This window comes from Nafulsella turpanensis ZLM-10, from assembly GCF_000346615.1.
Taxonomy (GTDB): Bacteria; Bacteroidota; Bacteroidia; order Cytophagales; family Cyclobacteriaceae; genus Nafulsella; species Nafulsella turpanensis.
The window spans coordinates 23,568-49,364 of sequence record NZ_ANNU01000030.1 but is presented as its reverse complement, the minus strand read 5'-3'; the positions used below and the strand labels follow the sequence as shown (position 1 = coordinate 49,364).

Genomic DNA, 25,797 nt, shown 5'->3' with positions numbered 1-25,797 from the left:
GTTTATTTTAGTAGCTTACGGACTATTTTGCCGCTTTCATTCTTGGGGAGCTCGCTCATAAAATGGATATGGCGGGGAACTTTATACTTTGCCAGTCCTTTTCGGCACCAGCTCACAATTTCCTGCTCACCCAGCATGCTCCCTTCCTTCAGGGTAACAAACGCTTTACCGGTTTCACCCCATTGTTCATCAGGAACGCCTACCACGGCCGCTTCTTCAATGGAAGGATGCAACAGCAGGTACTGCTCTACTTCTGCCGGATATACATTTTCGCCACCACTGATGTACATATTCTTTTTCCGGTCCACGATATAGAGGAAGTCTTCCTCGTCTTCCCGCACCACATCGCCGGTTTTAAACCACCTCTCTTCAATGGCAGCCCTGGTGGCTTCTTCATTCTGCCAGTAACCGGGGGTTATCATAGGGCCGCTCAGCCATAGCTCTCCCCTCTGCCCTTTTTCGACCTGCTTTCCCTCATCGTCCATTACCTGGTACTCTACATAAAAGTTGGGCTTACCAATGGAGCCTTTCTTGCGGGTAGCATCTTCATGATTTAAGGAGGTAATATTGGGCCCTGCCTCTGTAAGACCATATCCCTGCCGGATGAGCACCCCTTTAGCGTGCCAGGCTTCGATAGTAGGCAGTGGCAAGGCTTCTCCTCCCACAATAAAGTAGCGGGTGCTTTCGAGCTTCAGTCGCTCAAATTCCGGCGCTTCCAGCATCATTTTCAGCATGGTAGGCACTGCCATAAAAAGTGTTGCCCGCTCCTCTTCCAGTAGCTGTAAAACCTGTGATGCATCGAACTTTGGCAGGAGCGTAAAGGAAGCGCCATGGTGCAGAAAAGGCGTGATAAATACATTCCAGCCCCCGGTATGAAAGGGTGGCATACACACCAGGGTATGGTCCTGCGAGGTGATGTCGAGCCGGGTAGCGGTATTAATGCTGTTCCAGAAGGCCATCCCATGGGTGTAAATGGCACCCTTCGGAAAGCCGGTGGTACCGGAGGTGTAAAGGATAAAAAGCGGGTGGTCGGCCCCAAGTTCCTCTGCAGGATAGTCCTTTGATTCAAAGGTTTCCAGTACTTCAGAGAAAGTGGAAGGTTTAAAAATATGCCTGATTTCCTCGAGCGCTTTTTGCCCGTTCAGGAGAGGCAGGTACTTTTCATCGGTCAGCAGTAAATCAGGCTGGCTGTTGTCCAGCATATAGGCAATTTCGCGCCCCGTGAGGCGGTAATTCAGGGGCACCAGAATGATGCCCAGTTTTTGCGCTGCCGCGAAGAGTACTATATATTCCAGGCAAAAATCGGCCAGTACGGCGATGCGGCTCCCTTTTTGCAGGCCAAGTTTGGTGTGCAGGAAGGAGGCCGCTCTTGCAGAAAGCTCCTGCAGGTCTCCATAGCTGAGGCTCCGGCCTGTCCCGCTTTCTCTTACCGCCAGCTTTTCAGGATGATAGCTGGCCCAACGCGCTATCCAGTCTTTCCGGTATTCCATAGTCGTAAGTCTTGAGTAGTGAGTATTGAGACAAAGCCGCTTAGCTTTATAGCCTGAAGGCGGCGCTGGCGAAGGAGAGGCCTCCACCAGAGCCTATAAAGAAGACGAGGTCGCCCCGCTTTACCTTTCCCATCTGCCAGGCTTCGTCGAGGGCCATAGGAATGCAGGCCGAACCGGTATAGCCATAGTAGTGCATAACAGTATGTGCTTTCTCATGCGGTACTCCCAGCTTATCGAGCGTAGCCCATATGCTGTTAATGTTGATTTGGGTGATAAAGAAATGATCCACCTCCTGCACTTCCACGCCTATGCGCTTACAAAGCGACAGTATCATTTCGCTCCAGATGGTCGGGTTAAGCTCCGTCGGGAATCGTTTTACGAACTTAAGCTTATGGTCTTTTCGCTCCACAACCCCGGCCGTAACAGGCTCTTTGGTACCGCCGGCATAAATGCCCATCCAGTCGTGGTACTGGCCCTGGGTTTTTAGCTGGCTGGCCAGGAAGCCACGCTCACTGTTCTCTTCGGCCCCCAGCAAAACAGCACCGGCACCGTCGGCAAAAAGGTTGGCGGTTTTCTTATCCGTCTTATCAAGGTACTTGCTCATGGCATAGGCCCCTACCACCAGCACTTTCTGATAGTTTTCGTCGTCGCGGATGTATTTGCTGGCCGTATCGAGGGCAGTCACAAAGCCCGCACAGGCGGTATTCAGGTCGAACGTACCGGCTTTTTCTGCCCCTAATAAGTATTGCACTTTAGAGGCGGTAGATGGCGAAACATATTCCGGTGTATCCGTTGCCACAATAATCAGGTCCAGCTCTTCCGGCTTTACCTTTGCCCGTTCCAGTGTTTGGCGGGCCGCTTTCAGCACCAGGTCGGACGTTGATTCATCTTCAGCAGCCCAGCGGCGTTCATAAATATGTACATTTTCGCGGAGCCAGCTGTCTACATCCTGCCCCAGCATCTCATTAAAATAGCTGTTAGGAACTACCTGTTCCGGCACATACATCCCCGATGCCAGTATTACTGCATTTCTTTTTCTTTCCATATTCTTTCTTAGTAAGAAGAACAGCGCGGGAGCCGGGGCTCACCTCCGACTCCTGCTGACTGCATCTCCAACTTTAAACTTTAACCTACCATGCCTCCATCTACACTCAGCACTGCTCCGTTAATGTAGCGTGCTTCTTCAGAGGCCAGAAAAACATAGGCATTGGCAATATCTTCCGGTTCGCCCATTTTGCCGACAGGAATTTTTGCCTCTATTTGTTTCAGCACCTCATCGGGTATTTTTTTGGTCATTTCGGTCGCAATAAAGCCGGGAGCTACTGCATTGGCAGTAACCCCTTTTCTGGCAAGTTCGCGGGCCCATACTTTGGTCATGCCAATAACGCCCGCTTTGGCCGCCACATAATTGGTTTGCCCGAAGTTGCCGTACAGGCCTACCACAGAAGAGGCGCTGATAATACGGCCCCAGCCCTGCTCCACCATATAGCCCGACATCACTTTCGTGCAGTTAAACACACCGGTAAGGTTTACATCTATGACCTGCTGCCACTGTTCAGTAGTCATTTTTTTAAGGGAAGCGTCGCGGGTAATACCTGCATTGTTGATGAGGATGTCGATGCGCCCCCAGCGCTCTGCAATCTGCCGGGCAGCTTTTTCCACCTCCTCAAACTGTGAGGTATTGATCTTCATGAAGACAGCCTCTCCACCCCTGCTTTGTATTTCTCCGGCTGTGGCTTCCCCGCCCGCCTGGTCAAGGTCCCAGATGATGACCCTGGCACCTTCATCTGAGAACTTCTGGGCGGTTACTTTTCCAATACCGTTTGCGCCACCGGTTACAATGGCTACTTTATTCTGAAGTCTGTTCATGCTTAAAAATTCTTTCGGAAATGGAAGCAGGGGCAGACCGCTTTTAGCTCTACCGCCTGCTGTCCTGTTTTGGTTGAGAAAAGCTTAGTCGATAGCCGGCAGCTGCACCTGAAGTTCGAGCGAGTACAGGCGGCCGGTTGGAGGCGCTGCCGTAAACTCGCGCATCTCCGTATCGAACAGGTTGGATACCTGGCCCGACAGGCGGAACATATCGTTAAACTGGTAGCCGGCGCTTACATCGAAGGTAAGGAAACCTCCCAGCGGACCATAGTTCCAGGCATCGCCGCTGCGCGCATCTTCCACAATATCAACCCCACGGTATTTTAAGCCTGGAATGGTTTCGGAGGCAATCTGGAAGCTGGAATAGTAATTGAACTCCTGTACCCAGCGACTAAAAATGGAACCGAAGAACTTATCGCCCATATAATTCAGGGAAGCGGTTCCTTTATGTTTCGGAGCATTCACCAGCAGGTCAAGTGGTGTTACTTTTCCATCCTTGTCAAAGTCATTCTCCAGGTTATTTTCATCAATGCCATAGCCGAAGTAAGAATATGTAGCACCCATGCTCCAGTCGTCGGTAAAGAAGTAGTTAAGGCCCAAGTCGAAGCCGTAGGTATTAAACTTTCCGAAGTTGACATAGGTAGCCACCAGGCCGTTGTAAATGGCGTAGGCGCTTTGTACCTCAGAGATAGGCTGGTCGCCGCGCTTGGCCGCAACGCCAATGACTGTAACGGGGCTCAGGAAATTTTCCGAAATGTTGTAGTAAGTGTTGGCATCTATAAACAGTTTCTTCGGTACCAGCTGTCCTTTATAGCCAAGCTCAAACGACTGAACTTCTTCTACCTCCTGCTTTTCTATTACGGTGCCATCTACCAGCGTAAAGCCTTCGGCATTTCCGAGAATGAGGCCGCCAAAAAGGTCTCCGTACATATTGAGGATGGTGGGTGCTGCAATACCTTTACCATACGTCAGGCGGACACCGCCCCAGTCGCCACTCTTCACCAGTCCAACTTTCGGAAGGAAGTTGAAGCCATACACATCATGGTTATCTCCCCGGAAAGCAGCCGTAACTTTAAAGCCATCGCCAAAGAGGTAATCGAACTGACCATACACGCCCAGCTGGTTAACCGTGATATAGTCCTCGGCATTTTCGTCGAGCAGGTAGGTGCCCAGGCTGTTCGCCATATCGCGCTGCCATTGTGCACCAATCGTATAAAAGAAGTTGTTATCGATGTCATTATTGTACTGCACTTCAGCATTTAAACGGCGGGAGTCATCCTGAAAGAGTGCTCCGGTTGTAAGTGAAGCAGCTCTTAGCTGGGCCTCCGTCAGCTCCGGATTGGTATCTTTAAAGCGGTAGTATCCTTTGGTGCGGTCGTCGATGGAATAAGTGCTGTCAGTTTTACTCCAGGTATGGTACAGCTGCGCAAACCAGTTGTCGCTTACCAGCTTCACCTGTGTGTAGAAGATTCTCCAGTCTTTAATCTGGTTACGGCCTACGTTGGTTGGGGAGAGGTAAGTGGAGTTAGAGCCCCCGGCCTGGAAAATTAAATCAGTTCCATCTACAGGGGTATAATACAGGGCTGTTTCCCCTCTCATGAATTCAATAGTATTATCCAGTAGATATTCCTCATAACCTTCCTTTATTCCATCTGCATTCCGGTCGATGTATACTGAGTCGGCATATTCAAATTCCTCGGCAGAGGTATATTCGCCGGTTACTTTAAAAGCGAATTCGCCGCTGACGATCTGTGCATGGCGAAGGCGGGCAGAGAACATACTCTGGTTCCCGGCATTGAGCGCCAGGGTGGTTCCGGCACTGGTACGAGGGTCTTTGGTAATGGTATTAACCAGTCCGTTGTGCGCATTAGGGCCAAACAGGGCTGCATTAGGGCCCAGCACCACTTCTATCCGCTCAATATCTTCTTTAATAACGGTATTCAGCGGGCCAAAGGGAAGGCCAGTAGCCACCAGTGTAGAGAAACGGCCATCGGTTACCTGCAGGTTTTTGGCATTAAAGTTACTGTTAAAGCCACGCACGTTGATGCCCGTGCCTGCTACTCCGGCGCGTATAAACTCCACGCCCTTCACCCTTGCCAAAAGCTCGCCCGGATTAAAAGTCGCAATCTTCGCTATCTCTTCTTCGCCTATAATCTGGATAGTAGCCGGGGTTTCCGTTATTTTTTCGGCCCGCCGGGTACCGGAAATTACGATTTCGCTGAGCTCCGTCAGGTCTTCAGCCAGAGATATATCAATGGAGTTACGCTCTCCTACTACCACCTCTTCAGTAAGATAGCCCACATAGCTAAATATCAGTATGGATTCAGGTCCGGGCACGGCAATTTCATAGAAACCATTAATATCGGTGACCACACCCGTGCTGGTGCCTCTAATTTTAACGTTTACACCTGGAAGGCTCTCACCATTTAATTGGGAGAAGACTCTTCCCTGAACAGTTCGTTCCTGCGCCACCAGAGACAAACAGGAAAAAACCAGGAAGCAACAAAGGACAATATGTTTCATAGCCTAAAGGTTAAGGGTGACGTATTTAGTTATTTTTTGTATGGTTCAGGAATTGAATAAGCAGTTCATTAAAGACTTCCGGCTTTTCATACATCAGCAAATGGCCGGCTTCAGGCACTATTTCCAACTGGCTTTCCGGAATAGCCTGCAGCCCTTTTTGGGCCACTGCTTCGGTAGTAAGGTTTGGATGAAGAAGGCGGTTTGGGATCAGTCTGTCTTCCTGGCCAAACACAATCAAGGTCGGCTGCTCTACTTCCGCAAGGCGATTCAAAAGCGGTGTGTCGAGCATCCCTTCCACACCCTCTATCAGTATTTTAGCATAAGCAGGGAAGGCCTCCGACTCATTAAGTGCCAGGCGGTCCTGTATCAGTTGCTCCGCTGTTTCGGGCATCTGGTAAAAGTTCATGGCATAGTTCATTCTTATTTGTGCCTCGGGCTGCTTTTGAGGGAAGGTAGCAGCCGCATACTTTTTCAGGCTTGCCGCTTCGGCTTCGGTAAAGGTTTCGAGTCCTGCCGGCGCCGCCAGTATAAGCTTCTGTACCTGCTCCGGATGCTCAAGGGCAAAAAGCATGGCGAGCTGCCCGCCCATAGAATGCCCCACCACATGCGCCTTTGAAATGGAAAGACTGTCGAGGAAGCTGCTTAAGACATCGGAGAAGAAATACAGGAGGCTGTCCTGCGGCACGGCCGGAATAGAGGAGTCACCATAGCCTGGCAGGTCGACGGCCAGCACATTAAACTGCTCTGCCAGTTCTGGTAAATTCTGCTGCCAGTGTTCTCGTGAGCCACCGAGGCCATGGAGAAAAAGGATGGTTTCTTTATTCTCTTCCCCTCCCTCGGTATAGGCCAGCTCAACAGAGCCGGGCAATTGCTGCTCCCGGAAGGAAAGGGCAGGAGCAGCTCCCTGGGCCATCAGGCCAGCAGTTCCAGTCAGAATCAGCAATAGGAGGAGGGCGAGCTTTTTCATACTTTCACGGCTTTAACATTTTTAGAGGTGCGGGCCATATGAATTCCGTAAATCCCCAGCGAAAGCAGCGTAGAGGCGCAAATAGCCAAAGCAGCCGCCACGGCAGGGTTCCGTACCGGCCCTTCCATATAGGGGGTAAGCCGGCCGTAATAAATTCCGAAGTGCACCACTATGGCGGCAATGGCGCCTGTCACCGGCACTGCCAATGGCACCCGCTTAAAGAAGATACCGAACAGAACGGGAATAAAAGCAGCCGAGAAATAGGCGTACACTCCATTTTGGGCAAAAATGGCCACACTTAAATTGGGTGCCACCAGCTGGCGGTAAGAGAAAAAGAATGAAACAGCAGCCAGAAAGACAATCACCATACGGTTTACGCCCACCTCATTTGAAAGGGATTTGCCCCTTCTTGTAGCCAGGCTACCCAGAATATCGGAAGTAATGGTGGTAGAAAGCGACTGAATTAAACCTTCCAGCGTAGAAATACCTGCCGAAATAAGCCCCAGAATAACGACCAGCCCCACTACCCAGCTAAATTCCTGCAGTACGTAGGTTGGAATGACATCATCGACCGAAATTGCCACACCGGCCACTTCCAGGTCAGGAAAGGAAAGGCGGGCATACAAACCTGCGGCTACGACAAGAAAGAATAAAATTTCCACCACTATACCCGTAAAGAGGTAGCGGTTAACGTCGCTATCCTTTTTCAGGAGCAATGATTTGGTGATAATATGTGGCTGGCACACAATGGCAATCCCTACCACTATCTGGCAGAATACCACTTCGAACATATCGCGGAATAAGTGGCTCTCGGGATTTAAGGGGCGGGCAAGCAGCGGGTCTATGGCGGCCAGTTTAGCCAGGAAGCCATCAAAGCCTTCTTTAAAATGCTCGAGCCCGGAAGTAAGCAGTATAACAGCCACCACAATCATGAGCAGCGCCTGCACCATGTTGGTGTATACCATGGAATTAGCGCCACCGAACATCATATAGCCGAAAATAACACAAACAATCACTACCAGCGTAGCCACCTCATGGGTGTTGAGCATGGCGGCCATTACTTTGGTAAGGCCCACACAAATAAGCACTACAAAGGTGATAAGCAGCAGGGAGAGAAAAGCAAAATACATGGAAAAAGCACCGTTTTTATAGCGGGCCCCTATCCACTGCGCCATGGTCATGGCTTTAATAACATTTCCTACTTTCCGGAAGCCCTTGGTAAACACCACCAGCGATACCAAAGCCCCGAGCGGGAGCATCAGTGCCATGGCCAGCACCCCGCTTATTCCGGCATAGGCGGCAAAACCAGGATTAATAATAAAGGTGGCCGCGCTGGTCATGGAAGCGGCCAGGGATAAACCTACGGCATAGGGAGAAAAGCCAAGGTTGCCTAAAGCATAGTCTGCAATGCTCTTGGTTTTAGATGCTCCACGAATAACGAAAAACAGGGTTACTGCTAAGTAAAGGCTTACCGTTATCCATCCTGCTAGTACCAGTTCCTGAGAGGCCATACTCCTAATTTTATTTTATCATATCCTGCAAAACAGAAATAAAATTATTTCAAACGTTTGCAACACAGAATAAACCTACTAAAAAAGTAAGAATGGCGCTAATAAAACCGGTCAGTGCAAAGTATTATGGGGTGAACGGAGCAAATACCCAAGGGAACGGTTACATTACTTCAAAATAACGCATTAAATCGTCGCGGTAGGTCTTACCCACCGGAATCCGGTGCCCTTTCAGGAGCAGCTCGTTATGCTCGATGGCTTCGACCATCTGCCGGTTTACCAGGTAGGAACGGTGTACACGCAGGAAGTTTTTCTCAGGGAATTTCTCTACTATGGCTTTCAGCGTGTAGTTAACCATGTATTTATGGTCATGGGTATATACATTCGCATAAATATCGTTGGCTTCTACAAAAAGGATATCGTGCAGAGCTACTTTTACCAGGCGGTTTTTTGATTTAATAAAAATGGCATCGTCCATGGTATACTTCCTGTCCCGGATTTCCGCTTCGGCAGCAGGTGGGGACTGTTTTTGCTGATATACCTTGTAAAGTGCCAGCTCGATAGAGGAGCGAAGAGTATTTTCATTGAACGGCTTTGCCAGGTAAGCCCAGGGTTCGGTAGGAAGCGCTTCGCTCATGGTTTTTCCATCGGCATGGGCGGTAATATAAATAAAAGGAACATGAAACTGCTCCTTTAACTTCTTTCCTACCTCAATGCCATTGAGTACGCCTGCAAGGTCAATGTCCAGTATAACCAGCTCAGGCTTTTCCTTTTTAATCTGCAACAGCCCTTCTTCTCCTGTTTCAGAAATTCCCTGCACCTGGTACCCCAGGTTTTCCAGTAAAAAAGAGAGGTTTTTGGCTACCACATAATCATCTTCCACAATATAAATTCGGGCATCCTTCATTTGACAAAACTTTAGCTAGTTCTTTGACAAAAATTCCGTAATTTATATCTTAAATCAAAATTAAAACCCGATATGTGTAAAACTATCTGCAGAAAAAGCGGACGGCTGAACGTTTACCAGAAACGGATGCTCCTTTTTCTGTGGATTTTATCTGGTGCAGCAGGTGCCAGTGCCAATCCTTTCACAGGGCAAAACCTGCTCTTCTTTACCGATACCGCTCGTGTTTTTACTTTACAGGAGGTGCAGTCTCTTCCCCCTTCTGCCTTGACGCAGGTTTATACTCCCACCGATAAAGGAGTCCTGTGGGTACAATGGTCCGTCCTCAACACCGCTAATAAAGCCGAAGAAGCCGTTCTTTCGGTAGGGGAAGTTCCTTTCCTCTCTCTTTTTCTCCAGCAGGGTTCATCCCTGACCGAAATGCGGAGCGGCCTTTTTGTTCCCTATGGGAGCAGAAGCTCCCCCCACCATAAATCACTGTTCCGCTTTGTTCTGGAGCCAAATGAAAAGACAGTGGTATGGGTAAGAATGGACACCGATAACCGCCACCCGCTTCCCGCTACCTTTAAGGCCGAGCTAAAATCTGTGGAAGTGCTGCAGCAGGAAAATGAAAGAAGATTACTGGTACAGGGATTATTCTTCGGAATCATCATGGTAATGGCTTTCTATAATCTCATGCTCTTCCTGGCGGTGCGCGATATCAGTTACCTTTATTATGTGCTTTCGATTGTAGGGATAGGCCTTTACTTTTTCTTCTACTATGGCTTTAGCCTGCAGACTATCTGGCAAAACCAGCCTGTCTGGAATGCCTACAGCTTTTCTCTTATTGTGCCGGTGACCAACATCATGCGCATCATGTTTACGAAGACTTACCTCTCCACAAAGGACATGATTCCGTGGCTCAATCGCTTTCTTAACCTGCTGCTGGTTCTCTGTTTTGTGCCCATTGCAATGGGGCTGCTGGCCTTCTTTTTTGAGCTGTCATGGTATGAGTTGACCATAGATGTTACAGGGGTTATGGGCACGGCAGTACTGAGCAGTATGCTGCTGGCTGGTATTCTTACCTACCTCCGTGGCTACACCCCTGCCCTTTTCTTTATTGTGGCTAACCTGCTCTTCGTATTGGGTGCTAATATGTTCATTATTAAAGAAATGCACCTGCTAACAGAAAGTATAATGAGCCGCTATGCTGTACAGCTGGGCGTTATTGCGCAGGTAATTCTCTTTTCGCTGGGTCTTGCTTACCGCCTGAAAAAAGCCCGGCAGGAAGCCCTTAATCAAACCCTGGAACGGGAGCGGCTCGAAAGGGAAAAGGAAACAGAAAGAAAAGAGCTGGTAGAACAGCAAAAAAAGGAGCTGGAGGAGAAAGTGGCAGCGCGCACCGCAGCCCTGCAGGAAAAAACCCTCGAGCTACAGGCGACCATTCATAAACTCCGGCAGTCGGAAGATGGGCTCCGGCAGCTTAATAAAATAAAAGACAAGCTGTTTTCTGTTATTTCGCACGACCTGCGCGGCCCGGTTGCCACCCTCGATTCTTTTATCAGTATCATTACCCAGCATGCCACCCGCATTTCGGAAGAAGAAATGTCTAAGCTTTCAGGCAAGACACGCGAATCGGTAAATAACCTGTCTTTCCTGCTCGACAACCTGCTCAACTGGTCCCGCACCCAAATGGGCACCCTCTCCTTTCGACCAGAACCTCTGGACCTGAAAGCCATCGTGCAGAAGAATACAGAACTTTACAGCTTTAATGCGGAAGCAAAAAAGCTGAGCCTGGTGACCGATGTTCCGGAAGAGGTGGTAGCCCACGGAGACCATGGCATGATCGATTTTATCATCCGGAATCTGCTCAGCAATGCCATTAAGTTCACCCCCGCTTATGGCACCATTAAAGTAATTGTCCGTGCCGAAAACAATGGATTGTGGTTCAGCATCAGCGACACGGGTATAGGCATGTCGGCTGAACACCTCAAAAGAGTCGCCGACCCTGAAGATACTTTTAGCACCCCCGGAACGGCACGAGAAAAAGGGACTGGTTTAGGACTATGCCTCTGCCAGGAGTTTTTAGCCCTGCATGGCACCCAACTGGAAATCAGCAGCGAAAAAGACATTGGCTCCCAGTTTAGCTTTCGCCTGCTTAGCAAACAGCCCTTCGCCCCCTACAACACCCCGGAAGTTACAGTGGTTTAAGCCAGGCCGATTATCCTTAAAATCGCACTGTACATTATCCACAGGAAGAAAAAAAGAAAAGATACTGTATATTAAATCAGGCAGCTGATGTAAATTTCACCCCACCATCTTAAAACAAGCCTTTTATTGCTGCGTTGATGGATACACAACCAAAAGAAAAAAGTACATGAACAAAGATTTTAAAGATATACTTGCCGGTGAAGGATTAGGCCAACTCAGGTTCGGCATGAGCAGAAGAGAAGTAAGTGACATTCTGGGGGAACCAGACGAAATTGACACCTTCCCGCCTACCGAGGAGGAAGATGAGCTCACCGAAGCCTGGCATTACGATTCACTGGAGCTTTCGGCCTCTTTCGACGAACAGGAAGACTGGCGGCTGGTTAACCTTTCGGTAAGTGCCCCGCACTACCAGTTTGAAGGGCGCAGCCTCATTGGCCTGAGCCGGGAAGAATTACTCGACTTTCTCAACGAGTTGGAGTTGAACGAGCTCATTTTTGAGGACTGGCCATCGGACGACAGCCCTGATCACAAACTTATTGCCTCGGAAGAAGCCGGCATTAACTTCTGGCTCGATGAAGGGGTGGTATCGGAAATACAGTGGGGACCACTTTACTCTGAAGAAGACGAATGTTTTGAGTGGCCCGAATAGGCGGTTAAGCTTTATAAGCAGGAAGAGAGGCGCTTCAAGGCACCTCACTTCCTGCTTAAAACTTAGGATCGCCGGGGTCGGAAATAGTATAAAGCAGCATCCGCACCTCCTCCACTTTTTCATGGTCGCCTATCTTCTCATAAGCGGCTATCAGGTTGCGAATCACCCTTTTAATAATAGTCAGGTTACTGCAGGGCTGGTAATACTCCTCTTCCGGCGTTAGATGCAGGTGACCGATATAGTTATCGATATCATTCTTCGAGAATATCAATCCCCTGTTAAAAGCATTGATATAAAACTGCACCTGGTCGGTTTTATAGGTAAGAATAAACAGGTTGGGCAGGTTTACCCCAAACACGGGCATTTTCAGCTTCTGGGCCACCAGCATATACACCACACAAAGGGCAATAGGATTTCCCTTTTTGGTTTCCAGAATATTATTGATAAAGGAATTGGCCGGTGAATGAAAATTGCGGGTATTCGCCGCAAAACGGAGCTTGCTAAACAATACGCTATTGAGCAGCTTTACCTGGTCAATCGGGTGCAGGTCGGATTTGTACTCCAGCCAGGCATCATAATAAATCTGCTCCAGGTCCTGCCTGAGCTGCTGCAGGCTTAACTCCGGGTACTGGTAAGTAGCAACCAGCCACATTCCTTCCAGCAGGTCTTCGCCCCCACTCTCTTTATAATCATGGAGGCGGCTTTTCAGTAAATCATACTGCAGGGTATGAATCAAATCCTCCAGTCTCCGCTGGACAATGGGATTAAAGTTTTCTTCCCAATACTGTTCCAGAAAGGGGATTACCTCTTCTCCAAGCGATACAATTTTCTTCTCTACATGCGAAAGCACTTCTGAGTCCTCGTCGTCGAGTAAGGATACCAGTGCCTTTAGCTCTTTGCTGTCCATAGCTCTCCCCTGTGCAGCTGCCACCCTAGCGGCAGACTGCCATTTATATTAATTCGCGAAGGAAAACACTTTCCTGCACTTTCCCTCGCTTATCCTATTTCCACTTTTTTTCTCCGGAATTTTCCTTCCGCTTACAAACTTAGCGTACATACAGCGAAAGTCCAATGCCAGGGACCGTCCCATAATCAGGTTTGCAGTACTCCCACGTTAAAGCGTTCGGTAATAGGGGCATGGTTGGCGGCCTCTATACCCATGCTTATAACCTTACGCGTTTCCAGCGGATCGATAATTCCATCGACCCACAAACGGGCGGCAGCATAATAAGGACTCAGCTGCTCGTTGTATTTATCTTCAATTTCTTTCAGCAACTTTTGTTCTGCCTCGGGGGTAATTTCTTCTCCTTTGGCTTTTAAGGTCGCCACTTTTATCTGAAGAAGGGTTTTGGCTGCCGATGCACCACTCATTACCGCCATTTGTGCCGTTGGCCATGAGTAGATGAGGCGGGGGTCGTAGGCCTTGCCACACATGGCATAATTTCCGGCACCGTAGGAATTGCCCATGACAATGGTAAATTTGGGTACTACCGAATTGGCCATGGCATTTACCATTTTGGCTCCATCTTTAATAATACCCCCGTGCTCGGCGCGGCTACCTACCATAAAACCGCTTACATCCTGCAGAAATACCAGTGGAATTTTGCGCTGGTTGCAGTTCATAATAAAGCGGGCCGCCTTATCGGCAGAGTCGGAATAAATTACGCCGCCCATCTGCATTTCGTTCTGAGTACCGCCGGAAGGTCCACCGCTTTTCTTGGCTTTTACAATCTGGCGCTGGTTGGCTACAATGCCTACCGACCAGCCATCGATACGGGCATAGCCACACAAAATGGTTTTGCCATACTCTTCTTTATATTCATCAAATTCTGAATTGTCGACCAGGCGCTCAATAATGTCGCGGGTGTTGTAAGGCTTTACCCTGTCGGAAGGAAAGATACCGTAAATTTCTTTTTCATCTTTCGCCGGTGGGGCGGGTGTTTCGCGGTTAAAGCCTGCTTTATCGGCATCGCCTATTTTATCCATCAGCTTACGAATGGCATCGAGGCAGGCTTCATCGTTAGGGTATTTATTATCGGTTACACCGGATATTTCGCAATGGGTGGTGGCACCGCCGAGGGTTTCATTATCTACATCTTCGCCTATAGCAGCTTTTACCAGATAAGAGCCTGCCAGGAAGATGGAGCCGGTTTTATCGACGATCATGGCCTCATCGCTCATAATGGGCAGGTAGGCACCACCGGCCACACAGCTGCCCATAATAGCGGCAATTTGTATAATGCCCATGCTGCTCATGCGGGCATTATTGCGAAACTGCCTGCCAAAGTGCTCTTTGTCCGGGAAAATCTCGTCCTGCATGGGCAGAAAAACTCCGGCGCTGTCGACCAGGTAAATAATAGGAAGTCTGTTTTCCATGGCCACTTCCTGTGCCCGCATATTTTTCTTCGCTGTAATGGGGAACCAGGCACCGGCTTTCACCGTGGCATCGTTCGCTACCAGCACGCACTGCCGGCCACACACATAGCCAATGCCGGTTACTACACCACCGCTTGGGCAACCGCCTACCTCTTCGTACATTCCCTCCCCGGCAAAGGCGCCAATTTCGAGGAATTCAGAATCCTGGTCGGTTAAGTAGTCAATTCGCTCGCGGGCAGTAAGCTTTCCTTTTTTATGCTGCGATTCTATTTTTTTTGGGCCTCCACCCTGCTGAACTCTTTCCAGGCGGGTTTTGAGCTGATAGATTTTCTGTTTGAGAAGGTCTTCGTTTTTATTGAAGGCGAGATCCATAAAATGTAAAGATTTAAGCTAAAAAAACAGGTATGCCAAATATATAGAAAAAAATTGGCCTGCCACAGAAAGAAGCAGGCCAGCCTAACGATTGTTCGGAAGTTTTTTCTTTATTTTTTACCGCCGCCTATCAGAGAGAAATCCAGGTCGATGTAACGACCGGGGTTTTCCCGGATGTCTATCAGGAGTCGGTCAAGGTCGGCAGAGCTTTTATTAAGATTGGTATACAGCGAGTCGTCCTGCAGCAGCTTTCCGAGACTTCCATCCCCATTTTCGAGGCCTTTGGTAATTTTCTCCAGGCTGGCAATCGCCTGATTGGCACTGGCAACGGTTTGTTTCAGCTGCAGGTCATTCAGGGTATCGGCCACCTGGTTCAGTTTGGCCACAAAAGGCTTAATGCCGCTTTCAGGGTCCGTAAGTGCTTCAGTGAGCTGCCGCATATTATTGATAATTACATTAATATCCCTTCTGTTCTCCAGCACCATCTGCTTCAGCAGCTGAGCCGTTTGGTCGAGCTCTCCCACAGCACTTTCTACCTTGCCTCCGCTACCCGACAACTCTCCCAGAATATTGTTAACACGGGTTAAAGTTGTATCAATATCGGCAATGATGGGGTCGGCTCTTTCCTGAATCATGGCTGTAAGGGGCTGGTCAATTACACTAATCAGGGTATCGCCCTCGTCGAGCAAAGGGCCGCCTGCTTCTATCTGCATTACAATGGCTTTACTTCCCAGAAGGTCGTCATCTACTAACACCGCTTTCGATCCGCGAAATACTTTCAGGTCGTCAGTTACATCCATGCCTACCAGCATCCGGGGCTCCTCACCAGCCTGCAGCAGTTCAATGGAACTTACCCTCCCGATACGGTAACCGTTAATTTTAACCGGATTGGAAACAGAAAGACCATCTACATTGGAATAGACTGCATAATAGGTGACAGAAGGATCAAAGAAATTGATACCCTTCAGGAAGTTAAATCCTATATACAGAATTACAATGGCACTGATAGCCAGAATTCCTACTTTAGCTTCTTTCGAAATTTTCACAAGGATAAGTTTGGGTTAGTTCATAGATTCGATCTCCACCTTATAATCGCGGAAGGCTCTGAATATACCGGAGGCTATATAGGTCTGCCCCAAATCGTCGTTCAAAAAACGCTCTTCTTTTTTATTTGTCAGGTACCCTACTTCTACTAAAATGCTGGGCATGGTCGTACGCCAGAGCACCACAAAGCCAGCCTGTTTTACGCCCCTGCTGTGGCGTCCTACCCGTTCTTCGAACTGGTGCTCCACATTATAGGCCAGGCGAAGGCTGTTTTCCATAAAAGCATTCTGCATCAGCGAAAACATAATATACGATTCCGGCGACTCAGGGTCAAAACCTTCATATTTCTGCTCGTAATTATCTTCCATTAAAATTACAGCATTTTCGCGCTGTGCTACCTGCAGGTTACGGTCGCTTACGTGCGTTCCCATAATGTAGGTTTCGGTGCCATACACATCTTCCCGCCCTATGGCATTACAGTGGATGGAGATAAACACATCAGCGCCCGCTTCATTGGCAATATTGGCTCTTTCCTCCAACTCCACAAAGGTATCATCTTTACGGGTATAAATGACTTTTACGTCGGGTAAATATTGCTGAATAATAGAACCTACCTCCAGGGCAATGTCCAGGGCCACATCCTTTTCCTCCGATATAACACCATGTGTTCCCGGGTCCTTACCGCCATGCCCTGCATCTATGACCACTGTTCTTATTTTATACTCCACCTTCCCTACAGGGGTAAAAGCACAAAGTAAAATTAAAAGGGAAAAGCCGCAGACAGATACAATATTTCTCACGTTCCTTCGGTAGTTAATTATTAATCCAATAACTTTGTACAAAATTGTAAATTTTTCAGATAATCTGAAAGCCAGTGTCTAACAAGTTCGTTCTGCTGTTTCTGTTCCTATGCGCCTTTGCATTTTCTGCAGGAGGACAAACCATTCCGGCCGACAGCCTTCAGGCTCCACTGGCAGATAGTTTGCAAGTAACGCAAACCGACACCACAATTGTTCCTGCTCCCAGGGGCGATATCAATACCACTATCAACTATAGTGCCACGGACTCCATCCGCTTCGATGTAAATGACCGCACGGTGTATATGTTTGGCGGTGCAAAGGTCGACTATGGCAAAATAAAACTGGAGGCCGACCGCATTACCACCAACTGGGAAACGACCATGCTCACGGCCACCGGAACAGAAGATTCCCTCGGCAAAACCATAGGCAAACCGGTATTTACCGATGGCCCGCAGCAATTTGTTACCGATAACATCCGCTATAATTTCAAAACCCGCAAAGCCATTATAAAAGGCATTGTTACCCAGCAGGAAGAAGCTTTTATCCATGGCGAAACCGTAAAAAAAGGACCCGATAACCAGCTCTATATCGAGAATGCCCGCTATACCACCTGTAACCTGGAAGATCCGCACTTCCATATTGCCGCCGACAAGCTTAAAGTACTCCCCAACGACAAAGTAATATCCGGACCTTTTCACCTGAAAATAGCCGATGTTTCCACCCCTCTCGGCTTTTTGTTTGGTATGTTTCCTGCGCCGCGAAAGCGGGTTTCGGGCATAATTGTACCGAAGTATGGCGAAGAGCGAAAGAGAGGCTTTTTCCTGGCAGATGGTGGGTACTATTTTGCGGTTAATGAATACCTCGACCTGGCTATTACCGGCGAAATTTACTCTAAAGGCAGTCGCGGTATTGGTCTTGCCTCTAATTACCGCAAGCGCTATGCCTATAACGGTAATTTTAATATCCGCTATAACCGGCAAAACATCAGTGATGTGGAAGGGCTTGAGAATATATCGAAAGATTTATGGGTAACCTGGAGCCATAGCCCGCAGTCGAAAGGCAAAGGCCGCTTTTCTGCTTCGGTAAACGGGGGTACCAGCTCGTATACCACCAACAACCCTTCCATTAGCAATATTGAAAGAAACCTGCAGCAGCAGTTTACCTCCAGCGTAAGCTACAGCTACAATAACATATTTAATTCTCCCTTCAGCATCAGCAGCCGGGCCCGGGTGGTACAGGATGTAAGAGAAGGACTTGTTGATATTACCCTTCCGGACATTGGGGTGAGTATGAACCGCCAGCAGCCTTTCAAAAACCTGGGTGGCAGCGGCAGAAGCTGGTATGAGCAAATTGGGGTCGGCTATTCTTTCCAGGCTACCAACTCTATTAGCAACCGCCCCGTCCGGAACAGAAGCGGACTGCCCATCATCAGCCATGATCCTTATGCGGATGATACCCTTTCATTTGACTTTGAAAATATTTCGGCCTTACTGGGAAGAGCAAAAACAGGCGCAAGACACTCTATTCCCATTAGCACCTCATTTAATATCCTCAACTATTTCCAGGTATCGCCTTCTATTACCTACGAAGAGTACTGGTTCCTCGAAAAGCTCCGGTACAGCGACTATAATAAGGAACTGGAAGGGATAGAAGTAGATACGGTCAATGGATTTTCGCGCGTAGGTACTTACTCTGCCAGCACCGGCCTGAGCACGAAGCTGTTTGGCACCTTTTACTTTAATGAGCGGAACAAGGAGCCTTACATCCAGGCCATCCGTCACCTGATTATCCCGAGCATAGGCTTTAGCTATAGTCCCGACTTCCAGCAGGAGAAATTTGGCCTGTTTCAGGAGGTAATTACCGGCTATGACAGAAATGATGTAGCACAGCGTGACTATCTTAACCTGTACCAGGGCTTTGCCTATGTGCCCAGCGGCGGCAGAGAACAGGGAAACATTAGCCTTGGTGTAACCAATAATATTGAAATGAAAGTAAGGACCGGCAATGACAGCACGGTGGAATATAAAAAAGTATCGCTCCTGCGCAGCCTTAATTTCAGGACAAGCTATAACCTTATTGCCGAAGAATTTAACCTGAGCGATATTGCTATCAGTGGAAATACCAGCATTCTTAATAACCTTATTACCCTTAACTTTGGCGCCACCATTGATCCGTATATTTACCGGCTCGATAGCATTACTTACTCCGATGCCGGTACCCGACGGGTGTATCAGGAACAAATCAATGAGTATGCCTGGGAGAATGGAAAAGGCCTGGGCCAGCTTACAAGAGCAAACTTTAGCGTTACGACCAGCCTAAGCTCAGCCACTTTTACCAAAGGAGAGCAACCCACTACCAATATGGCAGCCCCCAATACGGCAGGGGTTCCGCTGGTGACCCCTTCTGGAGAAACCTCCATAGAAGAAGACATGGCCTATATTTATGACGACCCGAATGAATATGTAGACTTTACCCTTCCCTGGACGCTCCGCTTCAACTATTCATTCAATTACAGCAAGGTTGGATTTGCCGACCAAAATATTACCCAGTCGGCCAACTTTAGTGGCGATTTAAAAGTAACCGACAAATGGAAGGTGGGCTTTAACAGTGGCTATGATGTTAAAAGAAGAGAATTTACACAAACCCGCCTGAGCATTTACCGTGACCTGCACTGCTGGCAGATGAACGTCAACTGGGTTCCTTTCGGTGCTTACCAGAGCTTTTCGGTGGATATAAATGTAAAAGCTTCCGTACTGCAGGACCTCAAACTGAGCCGTCGCCGCAGCTGGTTTGATAACTAATCTGCCTGGCCACCTTCGCAAACTACTGTAACTTCTTCTTATTTTAGCACTATGCATACTCTCCTGCGCCTGGAAGAATGGGCGAAATTCCTGCTCTGCTTCCTCCTGAGCCTGTACATGAGCTTCGACTGGTGGCTATTTCCGGCCTTACTGCTGCTACCCGACCTTGGCATGCTGGGTTACCTCTTCAGTCCCCGCTGGGGAGCCTACAGCTACAACTTTTTCCATCACCAGGGAATAGCCGTTCTTGTAGGGGTGGCAGGTTTATTTTTGTCTCTTCCACTGTTACAGCTGGCTGGTCTTATACTGTTTGGCCACAGCGCCATGGACCGCGCCCTTGGCTATGGCTTAAAACATACCCAATCCTTTCGGCACACTCATTTAGGGCTAATTGGAAGAGATGGAAAAAAAGTCCCAGTTGTAAAGGGATAAGCTCCTTTGCCTAATCCTGCCCTTTTTTAACTACCAGGCTAAGCGCAAAGCCCTTCCACGGGAACCTGCCGCACTTATTTTCGCTTATCAGGAAGATGGAGACTCTCCGAAAATTCAAGCAAAAGGTAAAGCAACTTAAAGAGCAGGCAGGCAAAATTCACCTGGCCCTGCAACATGCCCGCACCCCCTGGCCTGCCAAAGCTCTTGCCCTCCTCACGCTGGCTTACCTGCTTAGCCCCATTGACCTTATTCCTGATTTCATTCCCGTCCTTGGCCTGCTCGATGATCTCCTCATTGTTCCCGCTCTTATCGCGCTTTGTATTCGGCTGATACCGGCCGATGTAATGCAGGAAGTCGGGCAGGCGGCAGGCCAGAATCTAAAACTGCAAAAGAAATGGTATTTCGCCCTGCCTGTTGTGTTTCTCTATGCGTTACTCTCCTGGTATGCCTGGGGCTGGGTTCAGGAGTAGCTGTTGGCATAGAAGCCTTGCCGTGAAACAGCCCCGGAATTTACAGATTAGGGAAGAAAATGATATACTTGCAGCATGGAGCAAAAAAGCGGACCTATTGGTGTATTCGATTCGGGCTATGGCGGCCTTACCGTATTTAAAGAGCTGGTAAAAGAGCTGTCGCAGTACGATTATATTTACCTGGGCGATAATGCCCGTGTACCTTACGGCATCCGCTCCTTTGAAACCGTGTACCAGTATACCCTCGAATGCGTGAACCACCTGTTCGAAAAAGGCTGTTCGCTCATTATCCTGGCCTGCAATACGGCTTCAGCCAAAGCACTGCGCAACATTCAGCAGAAAGACCTGCCGAAGGGGCCTGCTCTCCGCCGGGTGCTGGGCGTTATCCGGCCTACGACTGAAATTATTGGCGAGCTGAGTAAAAGCGGACATGTAGGCATTTTTGCTACCATGGGCACGGTCAATTCTGAATCTTATGTGATTGAAGCCAATAAATTTTTCCCGCAGGTAAAGGTGTACCAGGAAGCCTGCCCGATGTGGGTGCCACTGGTAGAGAATAACGAACACCACTCCCCCGGTGCCGATTATTTTGTAAAAAAGCATATCGAGCAGCTCCTGCAGCAGTCGGCCGATATCGATACCATCATTCTGGCCTGCACCCATTACCCTCTGCTGATGGATAAAATAAGAGAGTTTCTCCCTCCGCATGTTCAGCTGGTATCGCAGGGACATATCGTAGCCCACAGTCTGGCCGATTACCTGCAACGCCACCCTGAAATTGAAGCACTGTGTTCCAAAGGAGGCCGCAAAGAGTATTTCACGACCGAGTCGGTTACAGATTTCAATAAAAAGGCTGCCTTTTTCCTGGGGAAGGAAGTCGGCTCTCAACTGCTGAATTTGTAAGTACCTTACATGCCTATGGCGGTGGAAGAGCTTCAGAAAAACAGATATGATTTAAAACCAGCATTCACAGAGAAGGAGAATTAACTATTGCTCTGTGGAAGTCTGATTCAATTTTATAATTCTATGCAAAAACCTCAAAGAGTAGTCGTAACAGGACTGGGTGCGCTTAGTCCTCTTGGAAATAATGTAGCCGACAGCTGGAACGGACTGCTGGCAGGAAAAAGCGGGGCAGCCCCTATTACCCGCTTTAATGCCGAAAAGTTTAAGACCCGCTTTGCCTGCGAACTGAAAAATTTCTCAGCCACCGATTTTCTGGACCGTAAAGCGGCCCGAACAGCCGATCCCTTTACCCAGTATGCCCTCATTGCCGGGGCGGAAGCCTGGACCGATGCCGGCCTTGAGGAGCAGCCGCTCAACCGGCAGCGCTGCGGTGTAATATGGGCCACCGGAAACGGCGGGGTTGGCACTTTCGAAGAAGAGGTGCGCGATTTCTACCTGCAGGGTGAGCAGCCCCGCTTCAACCCTTATTTTGTGCCTAAAATGCTACCCGACACCCCTTCAGGTGTACTGGCTATCCGTTTTGGCCTGCAGGGGATCAACTTCGGAACAGTTTCCGCCTGCGCCGCCGCCAATACCGCCATCATCGAAGCCATGAATTATATCCGCTGGGGCAAGGCCGACTTGTTTATCTGCGGAGGATCGGAAGCGCCCATTACCCCTGCATGGATAGGCGGCTTCAACGCCCTCAAAGCGCTTTCGACCCGAAACGATTCGCCCGAAACAGCCTCCCGCCCCCTGGACGAGGAGCGCGACGGTTTTGTGATGGGCGAGGGAGCCGCGGCCCTCGTGCTGGAGTCGTATGAACATGCCAAAGCCCGTGGTGCTAAAATTTATGCTGAAGTGCTGGGCGGCGGTATGTCGGCCGATGCCTTCCATGCTACCGCCACCCATCCGGAAGGCGAAGGTGCCGCATTAAGCATGCAGTCTGCCCTGGACGATGCAGAATTGGCAGCGGAGAAGATTGGCTATATTAATTTACACGCTACCTCAACCCCTGTCGGCGATCTTTCAGAAATAAAGGCCGTGGAAAAAGTGTTTGGCCAGCATTTAACCGACATCAGCCTGGGAGCTACCAAATCCATGACGGGCCATTTACTGGGTGCAGCCGGGGCCCTCGAAGCGCTCATTTGTGTAAAAGCCCTGCACACGGGTTTTATTCCACCTGTCGTTAACCTGGAGAAAAAAGACCCTGCCTTGCCTGCCGGCCTGCACATTCCGCAGGGCGAAGCGGAGCAGCGTACCATTCGCTATGCCATGAGCAACAGCTTTGGCTTTGGCGGCCACAACGCCACGATTGTACTGGGAAAAGCTGAATAGCAGAAAGGCTGAAAGAAAACTATCAATGCTTCTTTCAGCCTTTCTTTTTAGGAGGCCACACCTGCTTTCTTTCCTTTCATATCCAGAAAGAACCAGATGAGGTGGGCAATCAGGAAAATAACAAAGCCATAGAGGGTGGTGATAAAGGATACTCTGAAGCCAGCTGCCAGCATTTCCTGCGAAACTCCCCCCATACGGGCAATGGCCTGCATGGCATCGTACAGGCCAATCAGCTGGCCGAATATACCCGCCACCAGGGCCAGCATGCCGAAGAACCTGATATAGTACAGCTTTCCGGACTGATAGGAAGTGGCATCGCCATAAATATCCGAGGCTCCTTTTCCGGCGAAAAAAAGCATTGCGATAGCAAATAAGGTAATAAGGCTCATAAACTCCCAGCCTCCCTCAAAAAACAAGTTAAACATAATGAAAATAGGTTTGGTGAAACAATCTTTCCCAATCCTACGAAAGCTGTCCGAACAATTTTTTAAACATCGGCCGAAAATGCCGGAATCTCGACGAATGACTGCCCCTCGGGCATTAGCTGCATAGCAGTCATTCATCGCCCAAACCGTGCTACCCGCCGACTTTTAGCAAAAGATAAGGATATTTTCTCTATTTTAGAGGATAATCTATTGGCAAATGTGGCAGGCTTCGCAACATAACTTTTTACATACCCTGGCCGGAAGGCTCCTCCTCCATCTGCTTTTCTGGCTGGCCGCCGCCGCTTTTCTGCTGTATTTCTTCGGGCATTTTACCGCCGATTATCGCTATACTTTTTTATTTGTATGCCTGCTACTGCCGGTAGCGGTAGGCACTACCTACCTCATCAATTATTTTCTGATACCCCGCTACCTGCTCAGGAAGCGTTACAGGCGCTTTATTGCTTATTTACTATTTACCATCATCCTGTCGGTTTGGGCCGAAATGCTGGTAATGGTCGGGGCCCTTATACAACTGGCCGACTACCGCTACGGGAATATGGCGCCCCTTACGACCAATATCTTTTACCTCGTAACCAGCCTGTATTTTCTTGTTTTTCTCAGCACCTCCATTAACCTGCTACGGCACTGGTACCGCAGCCAGCAGCACCTCAGCGAACTGCGGCAACAGCAACTGGAGGCTACGCTCAAGCTAAGAGAGGCAGAACTTCAGCTGCTAAAGGGACAAATTCACCCGCACTTTCTCTTTAACACCCTCAACAACCTCTATGGCCTGGCACTGGAGAAATCCGACCAGATGCCCGATGCCATCTTACGCCTTTCGGGCCTGCTGGAGGCCCTGCTTTACCGGAGTCATCAGCAGGAAGTTCCGCTAAAAAGTGAGCTGAAGCTGATAGAGGATTATGTGAGCCTGGAAAAGCTGCGCTTCGAGGGGCGGCTCGAGGTGGATATAAAGATGGAGGGGCCCTTGGAAGATTACCTCATTGCACCCTTCCTCCTGTTTCCCTTCCTGGAAAATGCTTTTAAACATGGTTTTTCAGGGAGTACCGATGGACTCCATTTAAAAGTGGAGGCCCTTATGCGGGGAGGAACCTTGCATTTTAAGGTAACTAATTCTGTTGGCCCTACTCGCAATCCCTCTGCTATGGCAGGAGGCATCGGATTGAAAAACGTCCGAAAAAGACTGGCCTTACTTTACCCACGGAGATACCAGTTACGTACCTGCGGAATTTCCGCCGGTTCCTATGGTGCCGAACTGCAGCTCAGTTTAAACACTGACCCAAAAGTCGCTTATGCCCTACCATGATGTACAATGTCTGCTGGTGGATGATGAGCCCATTGCCCGCCGAATTTTAAAGAATCACCTGGAGAAGGTGAACGGCTTTAGCGTGGCCGGTGAGTGTTGTTCTGCCCTGGAGTGTTTTTCGGCGCTACAACAACAGCAGCCAGACCTCCTCTTTCTCGACATCCAGATGCCGCAGCTAAACGGGCTTGAATTTCTGCGCTCCCTCCATCACAGGCCACGGGTAATTATGGTTTCGGCCCACCGTGAATATGCGCTGGAAGGTTTTGAGCTGGATGTGGTCGACTACCTGCTTAAGCCTGTTTCCTTCGAACGTTTTCTGAAGGCCCTGGATAAATACCGGCAGTTACAGCCAGTTTCCGCTCCCGGCCCACTGAATATGGAGGAAGCACGCGAACATCTCTTTATACGGGTAGACCGAAAAACCGTAAAGCTGGTACTGGCAGAGGTGCTGTATATGGAGAGTATGAGCGACTACCTAAAAATTTATACTACCGGAGGGATGCTCCTGACCAAAGAAAAAATCAGTGTCCTCGAGCAGAAGCTTCCGCCCGAATTTATGCGCATCCACCGGTCCTATATCTTAAACTCCCGCCACCTGCAGGCTTTTACACAGGAGTTTGTCGAAGTAGGGGATCGCCAGCTCCCCATCAGCCGCAGCTTTCGGCAGGAGGTACTGGAACAGCTTAGCCGGTAAAAATTTGAAATAACTGGCACAAAAGGATCATCGGAACTCTGAGGGCTTTTTCAATATGACATTGGAACAGAATTAATTAAAACACTGGACATACTTCCCCTTTATATCGAATTACTCTATCAAAGAACTCTTTAAAGGAGGCATCAAAACTATTTTTGCTTAAACCACTGCTCTTCCAGCTCAAAGATCGCAATAGCTGCCAATTCTTCTAACAAAATTTGATCAGCTTCGGTAAGCTCTCGTTTATTTTTATCTAATAAACATACAGTACCCCAATGACAACCTTCCTTATCGATTAAAGGTGCCCCGGCATAAAATCCAAATCCCCCGCCTGCTGCATTTAGAGGATCTGCTAACAAAAAAATAGCATTATCCTTATTTGAAGGAAGAAGAAATGAATTATTGTAAAGTACAGCAGAGGAGTTTAAACTTTTATGATCCATAACCCCATCTCCTAACGGGAAGTCTACAGGTTCTTTCTTAATGCATTCCTGAGCTATAAAAACTATAAAGGCAATGGGTACTTTAAAAATATTTACAGCCATCGCTGCCATATATCCTAATGGACCAGTCTTTTCAATTCTTCCCTGTATTTGAGCATCATTCAGGTTGGCATGCCAATTTCTGGCAGGCATGCCTAGCTCGCTTAGAAAATTTTCCATTTTTAAAAAGATGAATA

General features: G+C 48.8%; 22 protein-coding genes. 9 read left to right on the top strand and 13 right to left on the bottom strand.

Features of this window, described 5'->3' with window-relative positions:
* Positions 1-2: 2 nt before the first annotated feature.
* The 7 genes from F752_RS0112585 to F752_RS0112555 all read right to left on the bottom strand — a co-directional run bounded on the left by F752_RS0112585 (position 3) and on the right by F752_RS0112555 (position 9,264).
* Entirely contained in the window at positions 3-1,490 is a 1,488-nt protein-coding gene (locus tag F752_RS0112585; RefSeq protein WP_017732105.1) for a class I adenylate-forming enzyme family protein, read from the bottom strand.
* 46 nt (positions 1,491-1,536) lie between these two features.
* The gene (locus F752_RS0112580; RefSeq protein ID WP_017732104.1) at positions 1,537-2,535 is read right to left on the bottom strand and encodes a 3-oxoacyl-ACP synthase III family protein; all 999 of its coding nucleotides are present in this window, start codon (positions 2,533-2,535) and stop codon (positions 1,537-1,539) included.
* Positions 2,536-2,615: 80 nt separating this feature from the next.
* Positions 2,616-3,359, bottom strand: a complete 744-nt coding sequence (gene fabG, locus F752_RS0112575; RefSeq protein WP_017732103.1) for a 3-oxoacyl-[acyl-carrier-protein] reductase — start codon at positions 3,357-3,359, stop codon at positions 2,616-2,618.
* A gap of 84 nt (positions 3,360-3,443) precedes the next feature.
* On the bottom strand, positions 3,444-5,882 hold the full coding sequence (locus F752_RS0112570) for a TonB-dependent receptor (RefSeq protein WP_026135717.1): 2,439 nt from the start codon (positions 5,880-5,882) through the stop codon (positions 3,444-3,446).
* Between the two features lie 25 nt (positions 5,883-5,907).
* A complete protein-coding gene (locus F752_RS24055) occupies positions 5,908-6,849 on the bottom strand; it encodes an alpha/beta fold hydrolase (protein ID WP_017732101.1) in 942 nt (313 codons plus the stop codon).
* Entirely contained in the window at positions 6,846-8,360 is a 1,515-nt protein-coding gene (locus F752_RS24050; protein WP_017732100.1) for a sodium/pantothenate symporter, read from the bottom strand. Before F752_RS24050 ends, F752_RS24055 begins: the two co-directional genes overlap by 4 nt.
* 160 nt (positions 8,361-8,520) lie before the next feature.
* The gene (locus F752_RS0112555) at positions 8,521-9,264 is read right to left on the bottom strand and encodes a LytR/AlgR family response regulator transcription factor (protein WP_017732099.1); all 744 of its coding nucleotides are present in this window, start codon (positions 9,262-9,264) and stop codon (positions 8,521-8,523) included.
* Between the two features lie 72 nt (positions 9,265-9,336).
* Here F752_RS0112555 and F752_RS0112550 point away from each other — a divergent pair, with 72 nt between their 5' ends.
* Both F752_RS0112550 and F752_RS0112545 read left to right on the top strand, forming a co-directional pair.
* A complete protein-coding gene (locus F752_RS0112550; RefSeq protein ID WP_017732098.1) occupies positions 9,337-11,451 on the top strand; it encodes a sensor histidine kinase in 2,115 nt (704 codons plus the stop codon).
* A 166-nt stretch (positions 11,452-11,617) separates the two neighbouring features.
* On the top strand, positions 11,618-12,100 hold the full coding sequence (locus F752_RS0112545) for a hypothetical protein (protein ID WP_017732097.1): 483 nt from the start codon (positions 11,618-11,620) through the stop codon (positions 12,098-12,100).
* Between the two features lie 55 nt (positions 12,101-12,155).
* Here F752_RS0112545 and F752_RS0112540 read toward each other — a convergent pair whose 3' ends face one another.
* The 4 genes from F752_RS0112540 to F752_RS0112525 all read right to left on the bottom strand — a co-directional run bounded on the left by F752_RS0112540 (position 12,156) and on the right by F752_RS0112525 (position 16,692).
* Entirely contained in the window at positions 12,156-13,007 is an 852-nt protein-coding gene (locus tag F752_RS0112540; protein ID WP_017732096.1) for a transglutaminase-like domain-containing protein, read from the bottom strand.
* Positions 13,008-13,192: 185 nt separating this feature from the next.
* Positions 13,193-14,848 carry an acyl-CoA carboxylase subunit beta gene (locus F752_RS0112535; protein ID WP_017732095.1) on the bottom strand — a complete coding sequence of 552 codons (1,656 nt, stop codon included), beginning with the start codon at positions 14,846-14,848 and terminating at the stop codon, positions 13,193-13,195.
* Positions 14,849-14,958: 110 nt separating this feature from the next.
* Positions 14,959-15,894, bottom strand: coding sequence for an MlaD family protein (locus F752_RS0112530; protein ID WP_017732094.1), 936 nt, complete (start codon positions 15,892-15,894; stop codon positions 14,959-14,961).
* Positions 15,895-15,909: 15 nt separating this feature from the next.
* A complete protein-coding gene (locus F752_RS0112525; protein WP_026135716.1) occupies positions 15,910-16,692 on the bottom strand; it encodes an N-acetylmuramoyl-L-alanine amidase family protein in 783 nt (260 codons plus the stop codon).
* 74 nt (positions 16,693-16,766) lie between these two features.
* Here F752_RS0112525 and F752_RS0112520 point away from each other — a divergent pair, with 74 nt between their 5' ends.
* From F752_RS0112520 to fabF, 5 genes are all read left to right on the top strand, one after another.
* The gene (locus F752_RS0112520) at positions 16,767-19,493 is read left to right on the top strand and encodes a putative LPS assembly protein LptD (RefSeq protein ID WP_017732092.1); all 2,727 of its coding nucleotides are present in this window, start codon (positions 16,767-16,769) and stop codon (positions 19,491-19,493) included.
* A 51-nt stretch (positions 19,494-19,544) separates the two neighbouring features.
* On the top strand, positions 19,545-19,925 hold the full coding sequence (locus F752_RS0112515) for a DUF4260 domain-containing protein (protein WP_017732091.1): 381 nt from the start codon (positions 19,545-19,547) through the stop codon (positions 19,923-19,925).
* Positions 19,926-20,020: 95 nt separating this feature from the next.
* Positions 20,021-20,395: a YkvA family protein gene (locus tag F752_RS26980; RefSeq protein WP_017732090.1), complete on the top strand. Its 375-nt coding sequence runs from the start codon at positions 20,021-20,023 to the stop codon at positions 20,393-20,395.
* Positions 20,396-20,470: 75 nt separating this feature from the next.
* On the top strand, positions 20,471-21,298 hold the full coding sequence (gene murI, locus F752_RS0112505) for a glutamate racemase (RefSeq protein WP_017732089.1): 828 nt from the start codon (positions 20,471-20,473) through the stop codon (positions 21,296-21,298).
* Between the two features lie 123 nt (positions 21,299-21,421).
* Positions 21,422-22,675 (top strand): beta-ketoacyl-ACP synthase II, encoded by a 1,254-nt coding sequence (gene fabF / locus F752_RS0112500; protein WP_040664581.1) that lies wholly within the window; start codon positions 21,422-21,424, stop codon positions 22,673-22,675.
* Positions 22,676-22,722: 47 nt separating this feature from the next.
* Here fabF and F752_RS0112495 read toward each other — a convergent pair whose 3' ends face one another.
* Entirely contained in the window at positions 22,723-23,100 is a 378-nt protein-coding gene (locus F752_RS0112495) for a MotA/TolQ/ExbB proton channel family protein (protein ID WP_017732087.1), read from the bottom strand.
* A gap of 217 nt (positions 23,101-23,317) precedes the next feature.
* Between F752_RS0112495 and F752_RS0112490 the strand changes: the two genes are divergently transcribed.
* On the top strand, positions 23,318-24,424 hold the full coding sequence (locus F752_RS0112490; protein ID WP_017732086.1) for a sensor histidine kinase: 1,107 nt from the start codon (positions 23,318-23,320) through the stop codon (positions 24,422-24,424).
* Entirely contained in the window at positions 24,411-25,118 is a 708-nt protein-coding gene (locus F752_RS0112485) for a LytR/AlgR family response regulator transcription factor (RefSeq protein ID WP_017732085.1), read from the top strand. The genes F752_RS0112490 and F752_RS0112485 overlap by 14 nt, the downstream gene beginning before the upstream one ends.
* Before the next feature lie 149 nt (positions 25,119-25,267).
* On the opposite strand, the gene F752_RS24045 is transcribed toward F752_RS0112485, so the two are convergent.
* The gene (locus F752_RS24045) at positions 25,268-25,780 is read right to left on the bottom strand and encodes a hypothetical protein (protein WP_017732084.1); all 513 of its coding nucleotides are present in this window, start codon (positions 25,778-25,780) and stop codon (positions 25,268-25,270) included.
* Positions 25,781-25,797: the final 17 nt, after the last annotated feature.

Coding starts and splice junctions, on each gene's coding strand:
- F752_RS0112585 (WP_017732105.1), bottom strand. CDS start 1,490: ATGGAATACCGGAAAGACTGGATAGCGCGTTGGGCCAGCTATCATCCT.
- F752_RS0112580 (WP_017732104.1), bottom strand. CDS start 2,535: ATGGAAAGAAAAAGAAATGCAGTAATACTGGCATCGGGGATGTATGTG.
- fabG (WP_017732103.1), bottom strand. CDS start 3,359: ATGAACAGACTTCAGAATAAAGTAGCCATTGTAACCGGTGGCGCAAAC.
- F752_RS0112570 (WP_026135717.1), bottom strand. CDS start 5,882: ATGAAACATATTGTCCTTTGTTGCTTCCTGGTTTTTTCCTGTTTGTCT.
- F752_RS24055 (WP_017732101.1), bottom strand. CDS start 6,849: ATGAAAAAGCTCGCCCTCCTCCTATTGCTGATTCTGACTGGAACTGCT.
- F752_RS24050 (WP_017732100.1), bottom strand. CDS start 8,360: ATGGCCTCTCAGGAACTGGTACTAGCAGGATGGATAACGGTAAGCCTT.
- F752_RS0112555 (WP_017732099.1), bottom strand. CDS start 9,264: ATGAAGGATGCCCGAATTTATATTGTGGAAGATGATTATGTGGTAGCC.
- F752_RS0112550 (WP_017732098.1), top strand. CDS start 9,337: ATGTGTAAAACTATCTGCAGAAAAAGCGGACGGCTGAACGTTTACCAG.
- F752_RS0112545 (WP_017732097.1), top strand. CDS start 11,618: ATGAACAAAGATTTTAAAGATATACTTGCCGGTGAAGGATTAGGCCAA.
- F752_RS0112540 (WP_017732096.1), bottom strand. CDS start 13,007: ATGGACAGCAAAGAGCTAAAGGCACTGGTATCCTTACTCGACGACGAG.
- F752_RS0112535 (WP_017732095.1), bottom strand. CDS start 14,848: ATGGATCTCGCCTTCAATAAAAACGAAGACCTTCTCAAACAGAAAATC.
- F752_RS0112515 (WP_017732091.1), top strand. CDS start 19,545: ATGCATACTCTCCTGCGCCTGGAAGAATGGGCGAAATTCCTGCTCTGC.
- F752_RS26980 (WP_017732090.1), top strand. CDS start 20,021: ATGGAGACTCTCCGAAAATTCAAGCAAAAGGTAAAGCAACTTAAAGAG.
- murI (WP_017732089.1), top strand. CDS start 20,471: ATGGAGCAAAAAAGCGGACCTATTGGTGTATTCGATTCGGGCTATGGC.
- fabF (WP_040664581.1), top strand. CDS start 21,422: ATGCAAAAACCTCAAAGAGTAGTCGTAACAGGACTGGGTGCGCTTAGT.
- F752_RS0112495 (WP_017732087.1), bottom strand. CDS start 23,100: ATGTTTAACTTGTTTTTTGAGGGAGGCTGGGAGTTTATGAGCCTTATT.
- F752_RS0112490 (WP_017732086.1), top strand. CDS start 23,318: ATGTGGCAGGCTTCGCAACATAACTTTTTACATACCCTGGCCGGAAGG.
- F752_RS0112485 (WP_017732085.1), top strand. CDS start 24,411: ATGCCCTACCATGATGTACAATGTCTGCTGGTGGATGATGAGCCCATT.
- F752_RS24045 (WP_017732084.1), bottom strand. CDS start 25,780: ATGGAAAATTTTCTAAGCGAGCTAGGCATGCCTGCCAGAAATTGGCAT.